The organism is Bacteroidota bacterium, assembly GCA_017303905.1.
Taxonomy (GTDB): domain Bacteria; phylum Bacteroidota; class Bacteroidia; order B-17B0; family Aurantibacillaceae; genus JAHEYG01.
Genome location: JAFLBH010000001.1, coordinates 718,628 through 742,209, shown reverse-complemented (window position 1 = coordinate 742,209; position 23,582 = coordinate 718,628). Strand labels below are relative to the sequence as shown.

At 37.2% G+C, this 23,582-nt stretch carries 20 protein-coding genes; 16 read left to right on the top strand and 4 right to left on the bottom strand.

Annotated elements, in window-relative coordinates:
- From J0L69_03115 to paaJ, 12 genes are all read left to right on the top strand, one after another.
- The gene (locus J0L69_03115; GenBank protein MBN8692156.1) at nt 1–990 is read left to right on the top strand and encodes a N(4)-(beta-N-acetylglucosaminyl)-L-asparaginase; all 990 of its coding nucleotides are present in this window, start codon (nt 1–3) and stop codon (nt 988–990) included.
- Nucleotides 991–1,662, top strand: a complete 672-nt coding sequence (locus J0L69_03110; protein ID MBN8692155.1) for a copper homeostasis protein CutC — start codon at nt 991–993, stop codon at nt 1,660–1,662. It abuts the gene before it with no gap.
- Complete coding sequence (locus tag J0L69_03105) at nt 1,659–4,172, top strand: glycoside hydrolase family 2 protein (GenBank protein MBN8692154.1); 2,514 nt, start codon at nt 1,659–1,661, stop codon at nt 4,170–4,172. Before J0L69_03110 ends, J0L69_03105 begins: the two co-directional genes overlap by 4 nt.
- Nucleotides 4,173–4,190: 18 nt before the next feature.
- Nucleotides 4,191–7,121, top strand: coding sequence for a GH92 family glycosyl hydrolase (locus J0L69_03100; GenBank protein MBN8692153.1), 2,931 nt, complete (start codon nt 4,191–4,193; stop codon nt 7,119–7,121).
- Between the two features lie 46 nt (nt 7,122–7,167).
- Nucleotides 7,168–9,111 carry a (E)-4-hydroxy-3-methylbut-2-enyl-diphosphate synthase gene (gene ispG, locus J0L69_03095; protein ID MBN8692152.1) on the top strand — a complete coding sequence of 648 codons (1,944 nt, stop codon included), beginning with the start codon at nt 7,168–7,170 and terminating at the stop codon, nt 9,109–9,111.
- A gap of 9 nt (nt 9,112–9,120) precedes the next feature.
- On the top strand, nt 9,121–10,488 hold the full coding sequence (locus J0L69_03090; protein ID MBN8692151.1) for a tryptophan 7-halogenase: 1,368 nt from the start codon (nt 9,121–9,123) through the stop codon (nt 10,486–10,488).
- A 107-nt stretch (nt 10,489–10,595) separates the two neighbouring features.
- Nucleotides 10,596–11,534, top strand: coding sequence for a 1,2-phenylacetyl-CoA epoxidase subunit A (gene paaA, locus J0L69_03085; GenBank protein ID MBN8692150.1), 939 nt, complete (start codon nt 10,596–10,598; stop codon nt 11,532–11,534).
- A 37-nt stretch (nt 11,535–11,571) separates the two neighbouring features.
- Nucleotides 11,572–11,859: a 1,2-phenylacetyl-CoA epoxidase subunit B gene (gene paaB / locus J0L69_03080; protein ID MBN8692149.1), complete on the top strand. Its 288-nt coding sequence runs from the start codon at nt 11,572–11,574 to the stop codon at nt 11,857–11,859.
- Nucleotides 11,860–11,883: 24 nt separating this feature from the next.
- Nucleotides 11,884–12,633: a phenylacetate-CoA oxygenase subunit PaaC gene (paaC, locus tag J0L69_03075; GenBank protein ID MBN8692148.1), complete on the top strand. Its 750-nt coding sequence runs from the start codon at nt 11,884–11,886 to the stop codon at nt 12,631–12,633.
- A 5-nt stretch (nt 12,634–12,638) separates the two neighbouring features.
- Nucleotides 12,639–12,980, top strand: a complete 342-nt coding sequence (locus tag J0L69_03070; protein MBN8692147.1) for a hypothetical protein — start codon at nt 12,639–12,641, stop codon at nt 12,978–12,980.
- 238 nt (nt 12,981–13,218) lie between these two features.
- Nucleotides 13,219–15,270, top strand: a complete 2,052-nt coding sequence (locus J0L69_03065) for a SpoIIE family protein phosphatase (GenBank protein MBN8692146.1) — start codon at nt 13,219–13,221, stop codon at nt 15,268–15,270.
- A 2-nt stretch (nt 15,271–15,272) separates the two neighbouring features.
- Nucleotides 15,273–15,758: a phenylacetate-CoA oxygenase subunit PaaJ gene (paaJ, locus tag J0L69_03060; protein ID MBN8692145.1), complete on the top strand. Its 486-nt coding sequence runs from the start codon at nt 15,273–15,275 to the stop codon at nt 15,756–15,758.
- A 1-nt stretch (nt 15,759) separates the two neighbouring features.
- On the opposite strand, the gene J0L69_03055 is transcribed toward paaJ, so the two are convergent.
- Both J0L69_03055 and ruvC read right to left on the bottom strand, forming a co-directional pair.
- Complete coding sequence (locus J0L69_03055) at nt 15,760–17,076, bottom strand: T9SS type A sorting domain-containing protein (protein ID MBN8692144.1); 1,317 nt, start codon at nt 17,074–17,076, stop codon at nt 15,760–15,762.
- A gap of 90 nt (nt 17,077–17,166) precedes the next feature.
- A complete protein-coding gene (ruvC, locus tag J0L69_03050) occupies nt 17,167–17,721 on the bottom strand; it encodes a crossover junction endodeoxyribonuclease RuvC (GenBank protein MBN8692143.1) in 555 nt (184 codons plus the stop codon).
- A 63-nt stretch (nt 17,722–17,784) separates the two neighbouring features.
- Here ruvC and J0L69_03045 point away from each other — a divergent pair, with 63 nt between their 5' ends.
- The 4 genes from J0L69_03045 to J0L69_03030 all read left to right on the top strand — a co-directional run bounded on the left by J0L69_03045 (nt 17,785) and on the right by J0L69_03030 (nt 21,838).
- The gene (locus J0L69_03045; protein ID MBN8692142.1) at nt 17,785–18,732 is read left to right on the top strand and encodes a flippase-like domain-containing protein; all 948 of its coding nucleotides are present in this window, start codon (nt 17,785–17,787) and stop codon (nt 18,730–18,732) included.
- Nucleotides 18,729–19,847, top strand: a complete 1,119-nt coding sequence (locus J0L69_03040; GenBank protein MBN8692141.1) for a glycosyltransferase — start codon at nt 18,729–18,731, stop codon at nt 19,845–19,847. Before J0L69_03045 ends, J0L69_03040 begins: the two co-directional genes overlap by 4 nt.
- A 31-nt stretch (nt 19,848–19,878) precedes the next feature.
- Nucleotides 19,879–21,111: an ABC transporter permease gene (locus tag J0L69_03035; GenBank protein MBN8692140.1), complete on the top strand. Its 1,233-nt coding sequence runs from the start codon at nt 19,879–19,881 to the stop codon at nt 21,109–21,111.
- 70 nt (nt 21,112–21,181) lie between these two features.
- Entirely contained in the window at nt 21,182–21,838 is a 657-nt protein-coding gene (locus J0L69_03030) for a hypothetical protein (protein MBN8692139.1), read from the top strand.
- Between the two features lie 45 nt (nt 21,839–21,883).
- Here the strand turns inward: J0L69_03030 and J0L69_03025 are convergent, their stop codons facing one another.
- Together J0L69_03025 and hflX are read right to left on the bottom strand one after the other, a co-directional pair.
- Complete coding sequence (locus tag J0L69_03025; GenBank protein MBN8692138.1) at nt 21,884–22,381, bottom strand: N-acetyltransferase; 498 nt, start codon at nt 22,379–22,381, stop codon at nt 21,884–21,886.
- Nucleotides 22,381–23,580 carry a GTPase HflX gene (hflX, locus tag J0L69_03020; protein ID MBN8692137.1) on the bottom strand — a complete coding sequence of 400 codons (1,200 nt, stop codon included), beginning with the start codon at nt 23,578–23,580 and terminating at the stop codon, nt 22,381–22,383. The genes J0L69_03025 and hflX overlap by 1 nt, the downstream gene beginning before the upstream one ends.
- Nucleotides 23,581–23,582 lie beyond the last annotated feature (2 nt).

Sequence of the window (23,582 nt, the reverse complement as noted above, 5' to 3'; positions counted from 1 at the left end):
ATGGCTAACAGAAGAGATTTTTTAAAACTTTCGGCATTAACTGCCTCCTTGTTTACCTTTAATAAATCTAAAGCTGCAGAAGTATTAACGGATGCCGGAAAAAAAACAATTAAACCCATTGTTATTTCTACATGGCGCTTTGGTATCGAAGCAAATGCAGAAGCCTGGAAAACATTATCGACTAACGGTCGTGCCCTAGATGCCGTTGAAGCCGGTGTTAAAATCCCCGAGGGTGATCCAAAAGAAAGAAGTGTAGGATTAGGCGGAAGACCTGACCGCGATGGTCGCGTTACGCTGGATGCTTGTATTATGGATGAGTTTTCTAATATAGGTTCAGTAGCCTGCCTTGAGCATATTGTTCATCCGATTTCAGTGGCGCGAGCTGTAATGGAAAAAACACCACATGTAATGTTAGTTGGCGATGGTGCTTTACAATTCGCTTTATCGCAAGGATTCAAAAAAGAAAATCTATTAACTGCTGAATCAGAAGCGGAATGGAAAGAATGGTTGAAAAAATCAGAATACAAACCAAAAGTGAATATTGAAAATCACGATACTATTGGAATGGTAGCACTTGACATGAATGGAAATTTATCAGGCGCGTGTACTACAAGTGGCATGGCTTTTAAAATGCATGGCCGCGTTGGTGATTCTCCTATTATTGGTGCCGGCTTGTATGTAGATAATGAAGTGGGCGCCGCTACGGCCACCGGTCATGGCGAAGAGGTTATCCGAATGGCAGGTTGTCATACGGTTGTTGAATTGATGCGCCAGGGACTTTCCCCGGAAGATGCATGCAAAAAAGCAACGGAAAGAATAATCGCAAGCGCTAAAAGAAGAAATAAACCATTAGATGAAATTCAAATTGGCTTCATCGCCATAAATAAAAAGGGAGAACATGGCGCTTATTGTTTGCAAAAAGGATTTAATTACGCTGTTTACTCTCCGGAAATCAACAACAAACTCATAGACGCTAAAAGTCTTTTGTAATTGAATAAAAAACTAGAAATAGCTTGCTTTAATCTTGAATCTGCACTGATTGCCGAGGAAAATGGTGCTGACAGAATTGAGCTCTGCGAAAATTATAAAGAAGGCGGACTTTTCCCCAATGAGGTATTAATTAAAGAAGTTCTTACTAAAACCACTATACCGGTATTTGTGATGATTCGTCCGCGTTCCGGCAATTTTATTTATTCGCCAGATGAAGTTGAAATAATGAAACAGCAAATTCACTTATGTAAAAAATTAAATTGCGATGGTATTGTATTTGGCGTGATGAATGAAGATGGTTCCATAAATACCGCGGTATGTAAACAGTTAGTAAAACTAGCCGAACCATTATCTTGCACTTTTCACAGAGCCTTTGATCAAGTAAACGATTATAGCAAAGCATTGGAACAAATCATCGATTGCAGATTTAAAAGAATCTTGACTTCAGGAGTAAATACTAATGCCATTACAGGAAAAAATATCTTAAGAGAGTTAATTCAAAAAGCAGAAGACAGAATTATCATTATGCCCGGTGGAGGAATAAGATCATCTCACGTCTGTGAATTAGCCGAATTCACCGAAGCTAAAGAGTTTCACTCAGCTGCCATCATCAATGAAAACGAAACGGCTAACGCGGAAGAAATTAAAAAACTTAAATCCAATTTAAATTGAAAAGAATTCATTCTACATATTTATTTGCATGTTTAACTTTCTTCATCGCCTTTTCTCAGAACAAAGAACTTATTCTGGATAAAAACTGGACGTTTTCTCAAAAAGGTAAAAACATCTGGCGTAAAGCTCAAGTACCCGGCTGCGTTCACACCGATTTAATGGCTAACAAAATAATTCCTGATCCTTTCTTTGGCGACAATGAAAAAGATTTACAATGGATAGAAAAAGAAGATTGGGAATACAAAACGAATTTCAAAATCACCAAATCAGATTTACAAAATGATAAAATCGAAATGTTTTTTGGCGGGCTTGATACCTATGCTAAAGTTTTTCTAAACAACCAGGAGATTTTAGTGACCGATAATATGTTTCGATCGTGGACGCTTGATGTTAAACCATACTTGAAAGAAGGTGTTAATTCTCTCTACATACTATTTGAAAGCGCCGTTAATAAAGGGAAACAATTAAGCGCTCAGCTTACATATACGCTTCCGGGTGAAGAGAAAGTATTTACGCGCAAAGCACAATATCAGTATGGCTGGGATTGGGGTCCGCGTTTTGTAACTTGCGGCATCTATAAAAACATTAAACTTCGCTTTTTGAATGTAGCTGAAATCAAAGACATTCATTATACCGTTACTAAAGTTACCGATTCACTCGCCACATTTACATTAAAGTTCGACATCCATACTTACCGCGATGGCTATTACGATATGTTCATTAAAGATGTCAGTAGTGGTGAAGTTTTTCCAAAGGAAGGTCAGCGAGTAAGTTTATACAACAAAGGTGTTAGACCATTCGCTATAACACTTAAAATTCCTCGTCCAAAATTATGGTGGTGTAACGGCTTGGGCGAACAAAATTTTTATGACTATACCATTACATTAATTAAGAAATCGGGAAGCATTGACAGCAAAACCGTAAGTGTAGGAATTCGATCTGTCGAATTAGTTCAAGAGGAAGATGCCATTGGTAAATCGTTTTATTTTAAATTAAACGGCAAACCGGTTTTTATGAAAGGTGCGAATTATATTCCGCCGGATAATTTTTTATCACGTGTGAGCGCTAATGATTATCGCACAGATATTATGTTAGCCGAAAGTAGAGGAATAAATATGCTACGTGTATGGGGAGGTGGTACTTACGCCGATGAAGAATTTTATAAAGCCTGTGACAAAAGCGGAATTTTAGTTTGGCAAGATTTTATGTTTGCCTGTGCTATGTATCCCGGCGATTCGGCATTCATTGAAAATGTAAAAAAAGAAGCTGATGAACAAGTTCATCGCCTGGCACTTCACCCTTGCATTGCTTTATGGTGCGGCAATAATGAGATTGATGAAGGGTGGAAGAACTGGGGATGGCAGAAACAATTTAATTACTCAGCTTCTGATTCGGCAAAAATATGGAACGACTATACAAAATTGTTTCACCAAGTTCTTCCCGCAATTGTAAAGGAACATGCGCCTAAAACAAACTACATCACAACGTCTCCACAAATTGGTTGGGGACATAAAGAAAGTTTGTCACAAGGTGATTCTCATTATTGGGGTGTGTGGTGGGGAAACGAACCTTTTGAAACATACGAAAAAAAAGTGGGCCGATTCATGAGTGAATATGGCTTTCAGAGTTTGCCTGACTTAAACTCCTTCAAAATGTTTGTCAGTGCGAATCAATTAAATCTTAATTCTGATGAAATAAAAAATCATCAAAAACATCCAACCGGTTTTAAAACAATAGAAACTTACATGGAACGTGATTTTATTGTTCCAAAAGATTTAGAGAAATATATTTATGTATCTCAATTAACACAAGCCCGCGGTATGCAAATCGCCATTGAGGCGCATCGCAGAGCAAGACCAAATTGCATGGGCACATTATTCTGGCAAATGAATGATTGTTGGCCAGTAACATCTTGGAGCGCCATTGATTATTACAAACGGCCAAAAGCATTTTATTATGATTTAAAGAGATTATACGATAATGTTTTAATTTCTATAATTAAATCCGATATTTATTACGAGTGCCATATTCTTAACGATAATCTAAATGAAGTGAAAGGTAAAATTGAATTAACAGTAAAAGATTTTTTTGGAAAAAAGTTGTATGAAAAAGTATCTGATGTAACCGTCAAACCCAACTCTTCATTAATTTATCTTCGGCTTACCGATGATGAATTAAAAAACATCCATAAAAATGAATGCTACATTTCCTGTGTTTTGCGCATCGATTCCAATACGGTTAAAAAAACACTTTATTATTTTGTTCCGCCTAAAGATTTAAAATTACCTAAACCTAATTTAGATATTAAATTCGCCGATGATTTTGGCACTGTAAAAATCAAAAGCAACACTCTTGTAAAAAACCTTTACATCAAAGGATTAGGTTTTACAGAAAATAATTATTTCGATGCTGAACCGGGCGAAGAAATTGAAATGACTGTAATGCCATTTGGGAAAGCCGGACAAAAATTAACTTTTATTTCCTTATACGATATTCTACCCCAGCAATAATATTCGTAAATTCAAGTCGTGAAAAAACTTTTTATTTACGCATTTACTTTATTGCAACTGCAAATTTTCGGACAAAATTTTTCGCAGTATGTAAATCCTTTTATTGGAACAGGCGGACATGGTCATACTTTTCCCGGAGCAGTGATGCCTTTTGGTATGGTGCAGTTAAGTCCTGATACACGAATTGACGGCAGTTGGGACGGTTGTGGCGGTTATCATTATAGCGATAGCATCATCTACGGCTTTTCACACACGCACTTAAGCGGTACAGGTGTAAGCGACTGGGGTGATATTTTGTTGATGCCAACAATTGGTACACCAAGCGCAGATAACAAAATCTATTCCTCCAAGTTTTCGCATACAAATGAAAAAGCAAGTGCAGGATACTATGAAGTTCTATTAAATGATGATAACATACAAGCAAAATTAACCACAACATTACGTACGGGAATTCACCAATACGTTTTTCCGGATGTACAAAAAGCGAATGTTGTTTTAGATCTTCTACATCGTGATAAAACTTTATCGAGTAATATTCGTGTTTTAGACAGCGTAACGATTTCCGGTTTTCGCGTAAGCGAAGCATGGGCTAAAGAACAGCATATCTATTTTATTATAAAATTTTCGAAGCCATTTAAAAAAGTTAAGTACGCGTTAAACAAAACTTTAAAAGATTCGCTCGATAAACGCAAACGTGAGATGGCACAAGGTGTAGTGTTTGAATTTGATGTTAGTGACAAAAAACCACTCATGATAAAAGTGGCTCTATCAGGCGCCGATACTGATGGTGCTTTAAAAAATCTTACTGCGGAAGCCACACACTGGGATTTTGAGCAATATAAATCAGAAGCAGAAAAAGCCTGGGACAAAGAATTATCGAAAATTGAAATTAAAAGTAATGATAAGGAAAAGTTAAATGTTTTTTATACTTCCTTATACCATTGCATGATTCATCCAAGCATAAATAGTGATGTTGATGGAAGGTATAGAGGCAGAGATAATAAAATTCATGAGGCTAAGGGTTATATTCATTATAATGTTTTCTCATTGTGGGATACCTATAGAGCATTGCACCCATTATTTACTATCATCGATAAAAAACGCACCCGAGACTTCATACACACTTTTTTTTGGAATTATGATGAGGCGAGAAGATTACCCGTATGGGAGTTGTCTTCCAATGAAACCGATTGTATGATTGGGTACCATTCTGTTTCCGTAATTTCGGATGCATTTTTAAAAGGCATTAATGATTTCGATACAGTTGTAATATTTAACGCCATGAAGGCCGCCTCAAACTATACGGGTTTCGGGCAACCTGCTTATATTCAGAACGGATATTTACAAGTAGATGATGAGCCGGAAAGTGTTTCTAAAACGCTCGAATATGCCTATGATGATTGGTGTATTGCTCAGATGGCTCAAAAGCTTGGTAAAAACGAAGATTACAAAATCTACATGAAGCGCGCGCAATCCTACAAAAATCTTTTTGATCCTTCGAGCGGCTTTATGCGCCCTAGAAAAAACGGAAATTGGTTAAGCCCGTTTGATCCTTGCGAAGTAAATAATCATTACACAGAAGCCAACAGTTGGCAATATTCTTTTTATGTTCCTCATGACATGGATGGATTAATTAAACTTCATGGCGGAGATGCTGCATTTGAAAAAAAATTAGATGAACTCTTTTCAACTTCTTCTAAAACTACAGGGCGTGAACAAGCAGATATAACAGGACTCATAGGACAATATGCTCATGGGAACGAACCCAGCCATCATATGGCCTATTTGTATAACTATGTTGGTAAACCTCACAAAACAATCGCAATTACAAACCGTATTTTGAATGAATTTTATAAAAACGCACCGGATGGATTAATTGGCAATGAAGATTGCGGACAAATGAGTGCCTGGTATGTATTTAGCTCAATGGGATTTTATCCGGTTACCCCCGGAATTCCAATGTATACATTGAGTGAACCTATTTTTGAATCCATCAAAATAAATCTTGAAAATGGAAAAACATTTATCATTCAATCACCCAAAACTTCTTTAGGTAGCGAAAATAAATTAACAGCTGTTATGCTTAATGATAAAAAAATATATCGCTCCTCCATTCCACACCAAATCATTGAGAATGGTACTAAATTAACTTTTGTATACAACACCCAAAACGATTCTATAGAATATGGCAACAAAACGATGCATCGACCTCACACCAGAGTTAATCACTACCCGATTATACCGGCTCCTGTAATAGGAAGTTTATCAAAGTCATTCAAAGAGAAGCAAGAAATCAGTATTAGTTGCAACCTTCCAAACGTAAATATTGCCTATACAACAAACGGAAGTGAGCCAGCTAAAACATCTCCGCTCTATTTTAAACCATTTAATATCGATAGTAGTTGTACTATAAAAACCAAAGTTTACTTCGAAAATGACAGCAGCAAAACTACAGTTGCACGTTTTTATAAAATGCCTCATAATTGGAAATTAATGCTCAATTGTAAATATAATCTGCAATATTCAGCAGGAGGGCCTGAAGGAATAATTGACGGAATAAACGGCGATGTAAACTGGCGGAAGGGTGAGTGGCAGGGTTACCAAAGTCAGGATTTTGAAGCAATAATTGATTTGGGCAAGGAGCAAACCGTTAGTATTGTGTCCGGAAATTATCTACAAGACACGCGTGCCTGGATTGTTTTACCAACCGAAATAGAGTACTTTGTTTCAAAAGACGGCAAGAAATATACTTCCGTTGGGAAAATTTCAAATCCTGTCCCGGCCAGTGATTACACTCCTCAAATTAAAAAATTTGAATACCACTTGCCGAAAACGCAAAATGCCCGATATGTAAAGTTTAAAGCGAAAAACTTTGGAAAACTTCCGGATTGGCATCTTGGAGCCGGAGGTGATGCCTTTATTTTTATTGATGAAATTGAGGTAAAATAAATACCTTTACCGTCAACCTTTTTACCGTAACTTTGTTTTAGAATAAATGTCGACGATTTTACCATACTGCAATAGTCTTACACAATATAGTCGCTTTGTAACCCGTGAGGTTAAAATTGGGGATTTATTAATGGGTGCTCATCATCCCATTCGCGTACAAAGTATGACCACTACTGATACGATGAACACCAAAGCTACGGTGGAGCAAAGTATTCGCATGATTGAAGCCGGTTGTGAGTTGGTGCGCATTACTGCTCCGAGCTTAAACGAGGCAAAAAATCTGGAACTGATAAAAAAAGAATTGAAAGCAAAAGGCTATAACACGCCTATCTGCGCGGATATACATTTTACCCCAAATGCCGCCGAGTTTGCAGCACGTGTTATTGAAAAAGTGCGTGTAAATCCCGGGAATTATGCCGATAAAAAGAAATTTGAAACCATCGATTATACCGACGCAGCATACGAAGCGGAATTAGAAAGAATACGTACGCGCTTCACTCCCTTGGTGAAAATTTGTAAAGAATACGGAACCGCTATGCGCATCGGCACCAATCACGGTTCATTAAGCGATCGGATTTTAAGTCGTTACGGCGATACTCCTTTAGGAATGGTAGAAAGCGCATTTGAATTTTTACGCATTTGCGAAGAAAACAATTATTATAACATTGTTATTTCCATGAAAGCAAGCAACACACAAGTGATGGTGCAAGCTTATCGTTTGTTGGTTGCGAAGATGATGGAGACTCAAAGAAATTATCCTTTACACTTAGGCGTTACAGAAGCGGGTGATGGTGAAGATGGCCGAATTAAATCAGCAGTCGGAATCGGTACTTTATTAGAAGATGGATTAGGTGATACTGTTCGTGTTTCATTAACTGAAGAGCCTGAATTTGAAATTCCGGTTGCTAAAAATCTAGTTGAACGCTATTCGAATCGAAAAAATCATAAAACTATTCCGGAACTAGAAAATTCAGCTTCATTACCATATAATCCGTTTGAGTACGAAAGAAGAAAAACGCGTGAAGTCATAAATCTCGGAAATCACCATGTGCCCCGCGTAATCGCAGATTACTCAATGAAAGAAGAAATTACGCCTGCTTCTTTATTCGGCGTTGGTTATAATTATTCTGTACCGCAAGATAAATGGAATCTGACAGATTTAGCTGTCGATTATATTTACTGCGGCGATAAAATAGCAGATTTCGAAATTCCCGGAACATTAGGCCTTATTTACAATTCCGAAATTTGGAAAAAAGTAAAACATAAAGACCGCTCCTACCCTTTGTTTTGCGCCGAAGAATATTTCAAGGCTTCTGAAAAATCAGATGAATTAAACTTTGTAGCCGTTGAACTTCCATCTTTAACAAAGGATTTTATTCAGCGAATTAATGCTGAAAAATCAGTTGTTCTAATTGCCGATACTTTTAATGAACATGCGATGCCGGAACTGCGCCGACTGTTCATCGAGTTAGAATTAAACAAGTGTAATATTCCTGTTATCATCAAACGGAACTTTATTGGTTTAAACGAATCGCAATTTCAATTATTCAGTGCAACCGACCTGGGAGGATTATTACTCGATGGCTTCGGAGATGGAATTTGGATTAAACAAAAGGACTGCGTTTCTACTCAGGTTTGCAACTCTACTTCATTTGGAATATTACAAGCTACACGCACGCGCATTAGTAAAACCGAATACATTTCTTGTCCGAGTTGCGGTCGTACCCTCTTCGATTTACAAGAAACCACGCAAAAAATCAGAGAACGCACACATCACTTAAAAGGAGTAAAAATCGGCATCATGGGTTGCATTGTTAATGGTCCGGGTGAAATGGCCGATGCTGATTATGGATATGTGGGAACCGGTGAAAATAAAATCTCGCTTTACAAAGGCAAAGAAGTGGTAAAGAAAAATATTACCAGTGAAACTGCCGTTGATGAACTCATTGCTTTAATAAAAGAGCATGGCGATTGGGTAGAAAAACCTTAAATTAGTACTATGATTTACGATGTGGCCATAATTGGTGGTGGTCCGGTTGGTTCAACCGCTGCTACCCTATTAGCACGCGCCGGATTAAAAGTCATTGTTTTTGAACGTGAAAAATTTCCTCGTGATCACGTTGGTGAATCTCTCTTACCTTTTTGCCACGGAATATTCAAAGACCTTGGTTTACTGGAAGAAATGAAACGTCGCTTCTCCCGAAAACCGGGCGTACAATTTACTAGCATCGATAATACCACACAATCTATTTGGTGCTTCGGTCATGTTATACATGATGAAAGTTTTTTATCATTTCATGTTCTGAGGGCAGAATTCGATGAAATGTTACTCAATTTCGCACAATCAAAAGGAGCTGACACGCGACAAGAACATCTGGTAACAAAAACGGAAAAAGACGAAAACAATATTCATCAGATTCATTACCGAAATAAGCAGAATACCGGATCTGTTAAGGCTAAGTTTCTAATTGACGCTAGCGGACAGGATTGTTTTCTTCCAAATAAGAATAAAACAAAAGTTCAATACGAAGGCATGAGCCGTGCCGCTTTTGCCTGTCATTGGAAAGGCGTTAAATACGATGAGGCTTTAAATGAAGGCTTAATTCAAATCGTTTATTTAGGTGGGGAAAAGAAAGGATGGATTTGGATGATTCCTCTCGAGAGTGACCGCCTCAGTGTGGGTGTTGCACTTAATGCTGATTATGTGAAAAAACGCAGAAATGAATTAGCGAAGAAGAAAGTAAAAAATTGGCAGGAAGAATTATACATGTGCGAGCTTTCGCAGGCTGCAAAAGCACAGGAAATTTTACACGAAGCAAGAAAAGTACAACCTGTAATTACCGTTTCTGATTTTTCATACTATTCTTCCGAACAATACGGAAAAGACTTTGCCATTCTTGGCGATAGCGTTGCGTTTTTAGATCCTATTTTCTCAAGTGGAATTTACATGGGTATGAAAAGTGCTTATGTACTTTGCGAAAAATTAATTGAAAATTTTTCCAATGGCACTGATTTAAATCTTGGCTTTGACAAAGTGTACGGAGAAATCAACGGAGCCTATAGTTTAGTGGAAAAATTTGTGCGCCTTTTTTATAATCCTGATAAATTAGACATGGCTGCATTGGGTACACATTCCAAAATGGCACATTTACAGCACGAGCAAGCGTTTGCACTTGTTCATTATCTTTTAGCAGGAGATTTCTTTTCGCAACACGCAAAATATTCGGAATTTCTCGAGCTTTTAGAAAAACCGGAAATGTTCTCCCGTTACAAAAATCTGGTATTCGGTCAGCACTCCACTAAATACAGTTGCGGACATAAACCGGAAGAGATATATCCCGACCTTCTGGCAAAATTTCCCGCATAAGAAGTAAATACGGCGATTTACGGGGGTTTTCGGACGAAAAACCTTGTATTTTAAGCTTGTTTTGAACCCATTTTACATTAAATTTGTTTGTCTATTCAAAAACGGTTATGGAAAATAAAACCTATGAAGATTTGTTTGAAGCCAAATTGGCAAAAAACGAAATGATTGAACCAAAAGATTGGATGCCGGAGAACTACCGTAAACATTTGATTCGTCAGGTTTCTCAGCATGCCCATTCTGAAATTGTTGGCATGCTACCTGAAGGTAATTGGATTACACGTGCCCCTAGTTTGCGTGCAAAAAAAGTTTTATTAGCAAAAGTACAAGACGAAGGCGGACACGGATTATACCTTTACACTGCTGCTGAAACTTTAGGAATCAGCCGTGATGAATTATTAGATAATTTACATACAGGAAAAGCAAAATACTCTTCCATCTTCAATTACCCTACTCTTACTTGGGCCGACATTGGTGCCATTGGATGGTTAGTTGATGGCGCAGCCATTATGAATCAGGTAATGTTGCAGCGTACTTCTTACGGTCCGTATGCACGGGCAATGGTGAGAATTTGCAAGGAAGAAAGTTTTCATCAACGCCAGGGTTATGAAATCATGACTCACTTAGCTTTTGGAACTCCTGAGCAAAAAGCAATGGCACAAGATGCTATCAATCGTTGGTGGTTTCCAACAATGATGATGTTTGGTCCGCCGGATGCTGAGTCACCTAACAGTGAAAATGCAATGAAGTGGCGTATCAAGCGTGAAACCAACGATCAGTTACGTCAGCGTTTCGTTAATCAAACTGTTCCGCAAGTAGAATATTTAGGATTAACTGTTCCCGATTCAAAATTAAAATGGAATGAGGCGAAGAAAGGCTACGATTTCAGTGAACCGGATTGGACAGAATTCAAAAACGTGATTAGCGGCAATGGTCCTTGCAACAAGGAGCGTTTAGGCGCACGCGTTAAAGCGCATAAAGATGGCGCTTGGGTACGTGAAGCAGCAGCAGCCTACGCTAAAAAACAAAATCAATCAATAGCAGCATAAATTTTATACTTAATAAAAAAATAAATTAATTACGATTATGAGCGATTCACAAGGACCACTTTGGGAAGTATTTGTGCAAAAGAAAGCGGGACAACCGTTTGTACACTGCGGCAGTTTACATGCATTTGATAAAGAGATGGCATTACAAAATGCGCGCGATTTATATACACGCCGCAATGAAGGAATGGCTTTATGGGTAGTTCCATCATCTGCGATTACCGCAAGCAGTCCGGAAGACATGGGCTCATTTTTTGAACCTGCCAATGATAAAGTTTACAGACATCCTACTTTCTATCAGATTCCGGATGCAATTGGTCACATGTAATTTGAATTAAATTTAATTGTAAGAATGAATAATCTATTTGTATATACACTTCGCCTTGCGGATAATTCTTTGGTACTGGCGCAACGATTAAGTGAGTGGACCGGACACGGGCCGTTTTTAGAAGAAGATTTAGCATTAACCAATGTGGCACTCGATACTTTTGGCACCGCAACATCGCTATTGGAATATGCTGCTCAAGTAGAAGGCAAAGGTAGAAGCGCTGATGATTTAGCTTATTTCAGACATGAAAGAGAATACACCAATGTTTTGTTAGTAGAACAACCTAACGGTGACTATGCCAAGACAATTGTTCGTCAGGCTTTTGTTGATCATTTTAATTTGTTACTGTATACCGAACTGGCTAAAAGCAAAGATGAAACAATAGCGGGCATTGCTCAAAAAGCAATTAAAGAAGTGACGTATCACGTTCGTCACAGCTCTTCATGGGTATTACGTTTCGGTGATGGTACCGAAGAAAGTCATAACCGCGCACAAGAAGCGGTTAACGAATTATGGCGTTTTACCGGAGAACTGTTTGAAATGGATGACGTAGAAAACAAATTAGTAAAAGAAGGCATCGTCGTTAATACATCTTTATTAAAAGAAAAGTGGGAAAAACAAATTACCGACTTATTAACCAAAGCCACACTTAAAAAACCGGAATCATCATTTATGCAAAGCGGTGGAAGAAAAGGCATGCATACCGAACATTTAGGGTATTTATTGTCGGAAATGCAAACAGTTCCAAGAATGTATCCGAATGCAAAATGGTAATTGTTATGAAAAGATTTTTTTGTTTAACAATTCTTTCTTTGTGCTTTTTAATTGGAAATGCTCAATCGGAAGAAATAAACATAAACGTAACACGTAAACAGTTAAGAGACGCAAAAGTGTTTTCTGATTTAGTTCAAAACGTCGACAAAAATTGCAAGATCAAAAATTGCATGTATGGGATGGTGGTAAATGGAAATGTAAATGAATTCAAACTTAACGGACATTTTCTAGCATTACCTAAAGACATCAGTAGACTACAAAAGGTGATTGTACGAGAAATAGAATCTGACTGTAAAAACATTACAAATAAAAAATATGTGTTTACGGTAATAAAGGATGAAAAATGAACTTAAAAGACTCCTGGAATAAATTGTATCCTTACTTTGTAGATTTCTGGCATGGGCAATACCCAGTGGGTGTTGAGCCGGCTTGTGCGGATGAATTGCCAGACTTTAAACAAAGAAATATTTTATGAGCTTAAAAGATTCTTGGAATAAACTCTATCCTTACTTTGTAGATTTCTGGCAATACCTTGTTATTATTCTTATTATGATTCTTGGCGCTATTTTTATACTTTAGTATAGTATGCGCAGCATTAAATTTATAAGTCTATTATTTCTTCTGCTCCTTTCTTACTCTCTATTTCCGCAGCTGAAAGACACTGTTGCTATTAATAAAAATTTACGTCTCGCGGACAAGCTCCTTGAACAAAATACTGATTCGGCTCTTATTATAATTAAACAAAGCGCCAAAGCTTCAAGAGAAAAAAAATACATTTATGGCTATGCCAAATCTAACTTACAGTTAGTACGCTATTACTTATTAAAAGGCCTTAACGATTCTTCCAGCTATTATACAACCGACGCTATTAAATACGCGCGAATCACGAAAGACACTGCTTTAATCATTAATACATACTTGCTTTCTTCGCGTGCATTAAGTTCAGCATTACAATACAACAAAGCCCTCGAATTATGCTTACAAGCACAACGCTTCGCCGAATCAAAAAAGAACATTAAGTATAAAATTAAAATTGCTCACGACTTAGGTTATATACATAGCAATATGGACCTACATGAAAAAGCAATAAGCTATTACAAAGAAGGACTAAGATTAAGTCAACAGGAAAAAGATACTTTCAATTTTGCCAATATTTCTGCACGTTTGGCAGGTGAATTTAGCTTGATTAAAAAATTTGATACGGCGATGGTTTATAATAAACAATCGCTCAAATATTTTACTTTAATAAAGCACAAAAGAGGTATTGGCGTTAGTCTTGTTAACTTGGCGGAGAATTATAACGGACTTAAACAATACGACAAAGCCATCGAAACAACTTTGGAAGCCATTAAAATCAGAACTGAATTAGGCGACAGTTATGCCCTCACTATTTTGAAAAACAATCTAGCCTCTTGTTACTTAAAGAAAAAAGATTACAAGAAAGCATTGGAAGCCGCCAAAGAAGGTGAAGAACTTTGCAAACAACAAAACGACATTGCACTGCAAATAGATAATTATAGTAGTCAGTACATCATTTACTATTACCTCAGCAATTTTGAAAAAGCGTTTGATTACGCATATCGCTATATTAATTTAAAAGATTCCGTTAATCAATCTACCAATTTAGCTTCGCTCACTGAATTACAAACACGCTACGAAACTGATCAAAAGGAAAAAGAAATTAAACTGCTTCAATTAGAAAATAAAAATGCAGAAGAACGTTCGAAAGCAGAATCTGCAAAACGAAATATTATTTTGTTTTCTGTTATTGCCATCACACTCACCATTACTGCATTCTCTATCATTCTTTATAAACGATTTAAAGAATCGAATTCTCAGAAAAACATTATTGCAGAGCAAAAACAACTGGTAGATTTTAAGAACAAAGAAATCATTGACAGTATTAATTACGCGAAAACCATACAGGAAGCTTTAATTCCGGATGAGAAGGAATTAAAACAAACACTCAGCGATGCTTTTGTGATTTTTAAACCAAAGGATATTGTTAGCGGTGATTTTTATTGGCATAGTGTGGTAAAAAATTATCATTTCGTTGCGGTTGCCGATTGTACCGGTCATGGTGTACCGGGAGCGTTTATGAGTATGATGGGGATTTCCTTTTTAAATGAAATAGTAAACGAACGCGAAATATTTGAAACCGATAAGATTCTAAATTTACTTCGTGAAAAAGTAATAAGCAGTTTGAATAAGGATGCGGGAAAAGACAAACGCGATGGTATGGACATGATTATTTTGCGTTTTGATGGTAATAACCAAAGTATTATGTTCAGTGGTGCAAACAATTCAGTTTACCATCAAAGCTCAGAAGGATTAAAAGAAATCAAAGGCGACAAATTTCCGGTGGGACTTCACCATAAAGAACTTTTAGATTATCAAGCGCAAATCATTAACACTAAAAAAGGGGACCGTATATTTGTAACCACCGACGGATATCCTGATCAATTTGGCGGACCGAAAGGAAAAAAATTCATGTATAAAGCCTTTGAGGAAATTCTTAATAGCAACAAAGAAAATCGTTTGTCTGTTTTACAAGAAACGTTGACAGAGCGATTCGACACATGGAAAGGCGACAACGAACAAATAGATGATGTAACTGTTATTGGCATTGAAGTGTAAACATGGCATCCAAAGACGACATATTAAAATTGCTTTCGGAAATTCCGGATCCGGAAATTCCGGTTATTACCATTGCGGAATTAGGGGTGATACGCGATGTGATTTTAAACGGCGAAACAGTTGAAGTAAAAATCACACCAACGTATAGTGGTTGTCCGGCTATGAAACGCATGGAGGATGATATCAGGGAAGTGTTAACTGCAAATGGTTTTAAAGAAATTAAAATCACCTTGGTGTATTCGCCGGCATGGACGACCGATTGGATACCTGAAGAGGCAAAAGAAAAATTGCGTGTTTATGGCATTGCGCCTCCCGAAAAAACAACAGAGGATAAAAGTTGGTTAACCGGAAAAAGTAAAATTGTAAAATGTCCGAGATGTAAATCAGACAACACGCGTTTGGTTTCTCAGTTTGGAAGTACGGCTTGTAAATCACTCTATCAATGCAATGACTGTTTAGAGCCTTTTGATTACTTTAAGTGTATTTGATTTATCTTGAGATGATCAGTTTTTTTCTGATTATCGATTTCTCACTTCCTATCTCCACAAAATAAATTCCACTACTTATTTCACTTAAATCAATTTCCTGTTTTTTATTGGTAAGTCGTAGTGATTTGATTTTTCTGCCATCTATATTACGTAAATTCAGCTCAATCTCTGAACTTAATTCATTTTTCATTTCTACAAATAACTTACTCGCAGCCGGGTTTGGGTAAACTGATATGCTTGAATTTAGTTTTTCTGACTCGCTGATTCCTACACAAGCATCAACTGTAAATGTTACAATAGTTGTTTGACTACAAGTTGCATTGATAGTATAATCATACTTTACACTAAAGGTTCCTGTTGTGGCCGGACTAAAAACATTACCTGTCACACCCACTCCGCTAAAGGTACCACCAATTGGACTTGCAGTTAAAGTAAAACTTTCTCCAACACATATTGAAGTTTGCGTGTTAGTAATTGCTGCGGCAGAATTTACAGTAAACACCACAGAACTTGGTAAAGTAGCGCAGCCGGTCAAATTCGGAATGGCATAATTTACCGTATAAATTCCGGCCACGAGACTTTTTGTAGAAAAATAATTTCCACTCACACCCTGACCGTAGAAAATTCCTCCGGAAGGCGTTGCACTCAATAAAACACTATCACACTTTTGAAGAACCGAAGAAGAAGTTGTTATTGTTGAGGGCACAGGCGTTCCTGTATAACTACCACATGTATATGCATAATCGACAATTTTAATTGGGGCGTTTGAATCTACATTCACCCATCCATAAATAGTATCGTTGCTAGGTAATATTTTTCTGAAACCTAAGTAATGATTCACTGTTGTTTGCCCGCATGTCCAAGAAGCTTGAGGGGTATAAGAATAAAAGTACAAATAAGGCCCCGGAGAGAAAACTGTTGTGGAAGTTGGTGTTGCGCTCCAATTTAATGCTGCATTAATCGGACTACCATAATTTAGTTTCTGTACGATGGAGGTCATTGGACATCCCGTTGGAAGGGTTGTATAAACAATTTCTGCGCCACTAAATGATTTAGCGTAAACATTGGATGAATTTGTGCCGCCACTAAAACACGGAATACCTTGATACGCCCCAATTTCCAAATCCTTTTGCAAGTCCCCATCAATATCTAAGGAATATGAAAAACTGGTTCCGGGACAACAATTACACCAAGGATTTAGCGTGTAAGTCTTATTCACCAAATGATAATTGCAACAAGTACTGCCCACCGTGAATGTTTGCGCAAGTATAAGCTTACTTGCAAATAATAATGTGAATATAAGAACCCATTTTCTCACTAAATAAATTTACGAAATTTTAACCTTTATTGTTGCGAAACCTGCCAAATGTCAGTTTCACTTTATAAGTGGTCGGTTTTTGCATGCGGATTAGGCTTTACGTTTCGGATTATCCGCTAAAAACGCTTTCCAGCCGGTATAGGATTTAGCCGCGCCCGTCAATTTGCTGTTCTGATAATAGTGGCACATGGCTGCACCTAAAGCATCGGTAGCATCTAAATGTTGTGGGGTGTTTTTGAATTTCAAAAGCTGTTGCAACATCGCCGCTACTTGCTCTTTACTTGCATTTCCGTTTCCGGTAATGCTCATTTTAATCTTCTTTGGTGAATATTCCGTAATCGGGATTTTTTTACTCAAGGCCGCCGCAATCGCAACACCTTGCGCTCTTCCCAACTTCAACATACTCTGTACATTCTTCCCGAAAAATGGTGCTTCAATAGCTAATTCGTCGGGCTTATATTCTTCGATAATTGCAATGGTGCGTTCAAATATTTTTTGCAAACGCAGCGCATGATCTTCCAGTTTATCCAATTTAATTACACCTGTAGCTAGTAATTCAGGCTTATTGTTTTTGATATGCACCAAACCGTATCCCATGATAATAGTTCCGGGGTCAATTCCCAATATAATCCGGTCGGTTGCCATTTGCTAATTATAACGTAAATTTAGAGGAATTATCTGTTGTATTTGGCTTCAACAAAAAATATTATGAGCTGGCTTATTAAAATAGCTATTGGCCTAGCCAGCTTCTATTTTATTTATTATCGCTTACAAGGCGAATTCACTCCTGAGAAAACACAAGCCGTCACCTCAGCTTTCTCCAATCTAAACTCATACATGCTTTTGTTGGCCTGCATCATTTTCATTCCCATCAATTGGGGTATAGAAAGCTATAAATGGCAACTCATAACAGCACCCATTGAGGAAGTTTCGTTTATCACCGCCTCTAAGTCGGTTTACACCGGTTTATGCGTTGGTAATTTAGCGCCGGGAAGGGCCACCGAATTTTTAGCAAAAATATTATTCTTTAAACCTAATAACCGTCCAACCATTACACTGCTGCATTTCGCTAATGGTATGTTTCAATTAGCCGTTACCATATTATTCGGACTCATTTCCATTTTTGTTTTTTATCAGGAAAAAATATCAGAAGAAAATTCTGCCGCACTTTGGATTGGCATTTTATGCATGCTTTTACTAAGCATATTCACTTTTTTTATTCTGAAATTTCAATCCATTCAAAAATGGATTGTAAAAAAATTTGAGCGGAGTTATGGTCAACATGCCTTGCCCTACAAATTCAACTCAAAAATAATCTCCAAGCTTTTGGTTTTATCTGTGCTTCGGTATTTCGTTTTCACCTTTCAGTTTGTATTGGTTATTAAATTGTTTTATACCGATTCTCTTACTGCCGAAATGATTGCAGGCATTTGCATATACTTTCTTCTTACTACCGTTTTACCTATGATAAGTGTTGTGGAAGCAGCCATACGTTCGGCCATTGCGTTGATGATTTTTTCAGGAAGCGATATTTCTGAGATTGCCATTGTATTAACGGCTGTGATATTATGGATATTGAATATCGTAGTGCCAAGTATAATTGGTTATGTAATTATTGTAAAAGAAAAATTTGAAATTTCATTATTTAAAAAATGATGCTGCTTTTAAAATTAATAGCAATTGTGGCACTGTGGTTATATGCAGGCGCTTTACTTTATGCAGCTATTGGATTTTGGCGCAGTCATTTTTTTACATCAAGGTTAGAACATAAAAATTTTACGCGCGTTACTGTTGTAATTCCTGCCCGTAATGAAGAAGCAAACATAGAAGCTTGTTTAAGCTCTATCTTGTCGCAGGAATTTGATTTTAGTTTGCTGCAAATTATTGTAGTGAATGATGCATCCAACGATAAAACATTAGAAATTACCGAACGTATTTTAAGTCAATCCGGAATTAGTCATTTAATTATTTCCAATCAAACTCAAGAAGGCAAAAAGAAAAGTTTAACTAAAGCCATAGAAAGTGCTGATGGGAGTTTAATCATTACACGCGATGCGGATACATATACAACAAGTAACCGATGGCTCAAAACAATCGTTGATTTTCATGAAGTGAGTAAAAAAGAATTTATTATTGCCCCGGTGCGTTATGAAAACAAAAACGGACTGCTTTCACAAATTCAATATTTCGAAAGCCTTGCTTTATCTATTTTAACGGGCGGTTACGCAGCCTACAAAAAGGCATTTTTGTGCAGTGGTGCTAACCTGGCTTTTACTAAAAGTGTTTTCCGCTCAACAAATGGTTACAGCAATCACCTAAATATTGCCTCCGGCGATGATGTTCTGTTTTTGGAGGAGGTAAAAAAAGTAAAACCCGAAACAATTGTCTATTTAAAACAGAATGATGCCACAGTTATAACCTATCCTGAAAAAAATCTGCGAAATCTGGCATTTCAGAAAATCAGATGGGCTTCAAAAATTGGGCAAAATTCTACCATTTTCAATGCTTTTTTGGGCATTTTGGTGCTTTTTATCCATGTTTTTACCGTTTTTAGCCTATTTGTGCTTTTATTTAGACAGCATATTTCAGCCTTTGGTATAATTTTTATTTTGGGTAGGTTTTTAATTGACTATTTGTTATTATTTTTAGCCTCACGTTATTTTAAACAAGACCTGAAATGGTGGTGGTTTTTACCGGCCGGGCTCATTTACAGTGTATTTGTTTCAATAACAGCAATTTTAAGTTTACTAATTAAACCCAACTGGAAGTAAAGTGCTTTTTAAAAAGAAAAGTATAGCCGACATGGAAGCTGAATCCCTTTCCAAACAAACCTGGAAACGGTTTCGCCGAAATGGTTTAGCAATGACAGGATTGGTTTTAATTTGCATCGCCAGTATTGTTTCTATTTTAGGTTATACAATTACTCCCGATTCAACTCCTTTCGCAAACGATCAAAAACCTGAACTTCATATTAAAGAACCGGGCTTTAGCATTCAATTGTTATTGCTCAAAAAAAATGAGGCGGCTAAAAGCACTAACTTTTTTACAAAAATGTTTGTGGGTGCGAACAGCGAATTCAGCTCGGTAGCGATTCATGATTATAAATTTGCAGGGCCTGAAATCATCGTAGAAGAATACACAGGACAAACTCCTAACAATGGCAATAAAGTTCCTTACAATTTGGCTGATGTTGTTTACGATGTAAATCCTAATAAGAAAATTAAATTCGATGAAGCATCGAATACACTTGAATTTACTTTGATCAGCTCAGGTGAAACCGTTAAAAAGAGCGTGACTGAATTACAAGAAGAAGTAAAAAACAATCACCTCGAAAGCAAAACTTTTTTATTAGGTACTGACTTAGCCGGCCGTGATTTGTTAAGTCGATTAATGATTGGAACGCGCATTTCATTAAGTGTTGGTTTTATTTCCGTTGTCATTTCAATTGTAATTGGAATTTTATTGGGTGCTTTAGCCGGTTATTTCCGTGGAAAAGTAGACGACCTCATTATGTGGAACATCAATGTTGTTTGGTCTATTCCCACTTTATTACTCGTAATTGCCATCACTTTAGTTTTAGGGAAAGGAATATTCCAGGTGTTTATCGCGGTAGGATTAACTATGTGGGTAGATGTGGCGCGTATTGTGCGCGGACAAATTTTAAGTATTCGTGAAAAAGAATTTGTGGAAGCAGGTCGCGCATTAGGTTATAAAAACATGCGAATCATTCTTCGTCACATTCTACCAAATGTAATGGGTCCGGTAATCGTAATTGCCGCATCTAATTTTGCTTCTGCTATATTAACTGAAGCCGGTTTAAGTTTTTTAGGTATAGGTGCTCAACCGCCAACTCCTTCCTGGGGCGAAATGATTAATGCGCACAGAGGTTATGTGTTGGTAGATAAAGCGTATTTAGCTTTTATTCCCGGTATTGCCATCATGTTACTTGTATTAGCATTTATGTTAGTAGGTAACGGTTTACGTGATGCGCTCGACTCCCGCTCTCTGGATTCTAAACCAATTATGGGCAGTTAAATATACCCAGCAGCGGGTATTTCCAATTTCTTTAAGTACAAGCACCTTTGTTTCAATAAAAATTATTGAAATGAAAAAGTTAGTTGTACTATTAGCGATTGCTATTTTAGGAATGACAAAATCAAATGCGCAAAGTTTTGGTTTTGGAACTATTACCGCTGATGCGGGTTTTGGTTTTGGAATGTATGGAATTAGAGCTTACTCGCCGGTAAATCAAGAGGAGCATACAGGCTTGGCTATTGTTGGAACTTTACCATCAGTAAATGCTGAATTTGGCCTATTACGTTTAATCGGTGTAGGCGTTCACTACCGTCGCGGTACTTACGGCGGTTATGGCGGAGGTAAAATTCGTGGTAACGACATCTGCGGAATGGTAAACTTACACTTGGCTAACAAAAAAGATAAATTCGATTTGTTAATTGGAGCGGGTTACGGCATCAGTGGATTTAAAACAAACACAACAACAACCGAAGGCATTAACGCTCGCGGAGGAATTTTAAGAATTCACGTGACTCCAAAATTATACTTCGGGAAATATGTTGGTATGTTCTTTCGTGTAGCCTATAATAAACACATGTTGAATAACAACCTTGAGTTAACTGATTCAAGCGGAAAATTGTGGACAGAAGCAGATGGAGCTACCTGGAATATGGGCGGACTTGAATTTAATTTAGGTGTAGCAATGAAATTAGCACTCTTAGGAGGCAAAAAAGAAGAAAGTAAGTAATAATCTAATACACTATTACAAACGAAAATATCCTGATAAAATTTATCAGGATATTTTTTTTCCTAAAATAACAAGATCTCTTTCGATGCCATCCATTAAGGCAACACCGGGCATGTGCGCCCAGGTTTCAAAACCAAATTGCTTGAATAATTTTAAACTGGGTTCGTTGTGTCCGAAAATAAAGCCCAATAGGTTTTTTACATTTAAATCGCCACAAGCATAAATTGCTTTTTGCAGGCAAACTTTTCCCAAGCCTTTTCCTCGGAAGTTTTCTTCCAAATAAATACTTACCTCCACTGTACCGTCGTAGGCCGGTCTTCCATAAAAGGAATTAAAACTCATCCAGCCCGCATATTCGTTATCACAGATCACCAACCATAAAGGACGCTTTGCGCTTGAATGTGCGTTAAACCATTGTAATTTGCTTACAACGGTCACCGGCTCAAGGTCGGCCGTCACTAAACGCGAAGGAATCGTAGAATTATACGTTGACACGATTTTTGGTAAATCCTCCAAGGTGGCGTATTGAAATTCTACATTCATTAATATAATAAATTATTGTACGGATAACGTTTAACATGCATGTCCTTCACCATCGTGTAAATGGTAGATTTAAGTTCATCGACATTTATTTTGTTTTGTGCGCTAATGAAAATACACGGACTATTCAAAGCACCCATCCAGGTTTTTTTCAAATCATCCATCGATAAATTACGCTTTGTTATTGGCGTCAAATCATCCTCATCCTTTTTCTCATAGGTAAACGCATCGATTTTATTAAAGATTAAAAGTGTTGGTTTATCACCGGCGCCTATTTCTTTCAAAGTTTCTCTAACCACATTAATGTGATCTTCAAAATGCGGATGTGAAATATCAACTACATGCAATAAGATATCAGCTTCACGAACTTCATCCAAAGTAGATTTAAAACTCTCAACTAATTGTGTTGGTAGTTTACGAATAAAACCAACCGTATCACTTAACAGGAAAAAAAGATTATCAATAGTTACTTTTCTTACTGTTGTATCCAAGGTGGCAAATAATTTATTCTCTGCAAATACGTGACTTTTACTCATCAAATTCATAATGGTAGATTTGCCAACGTTTGTATAACCAACCAATGCCACACGAATCATTTCTCCTCTACTCTTTCGCTGCGTAGCCATTTGCTTATCGATAGTAAGTAACTGTTCTTTTAAAGCCGCGATTTTATCGCGCACAATTCGCCTATCTGTTTCGATTTCTTTTTCACCGGCACCACCGCGTGTTCCTGTGCCACCACGTTGTCTCTCCAAGTGAGTCCACATACCCGTTAAACGCGGCAATAAATACTGATACTGCGCTAACTGAACTTGTGTTTTAGCATGTGCCGTTTGTGCTCGTTGAGAAAATATTTCAAGAATTAATGTGGTGCGGTCAAGAATTTTCTTTCCGAGTTCCTTTTCAAGATTTCGTTGTTGTGAGGGTGATAATTCATCATCAAAGATTACTACATCAATATTGTTTTCTTTGATAAAAGCCGCAATTTCCTGTGTTTTGCCTTTACCGATAAAAGTAGATTTATCAGGCTTGTCTAATTTTTGTGTAAACCATTTACGCGTTTCAACACCATAGGTTTCCGCTAAAAACTCAAGTTCCTCTAAATACTCTTTCGAACGGTCTTCGTCTTGCAGTTTAGAAATAACCCCGACTAACACCGCCAACTTTGGCTGATGGGTTGTAGAGGCAGAATCAGATTTCATGA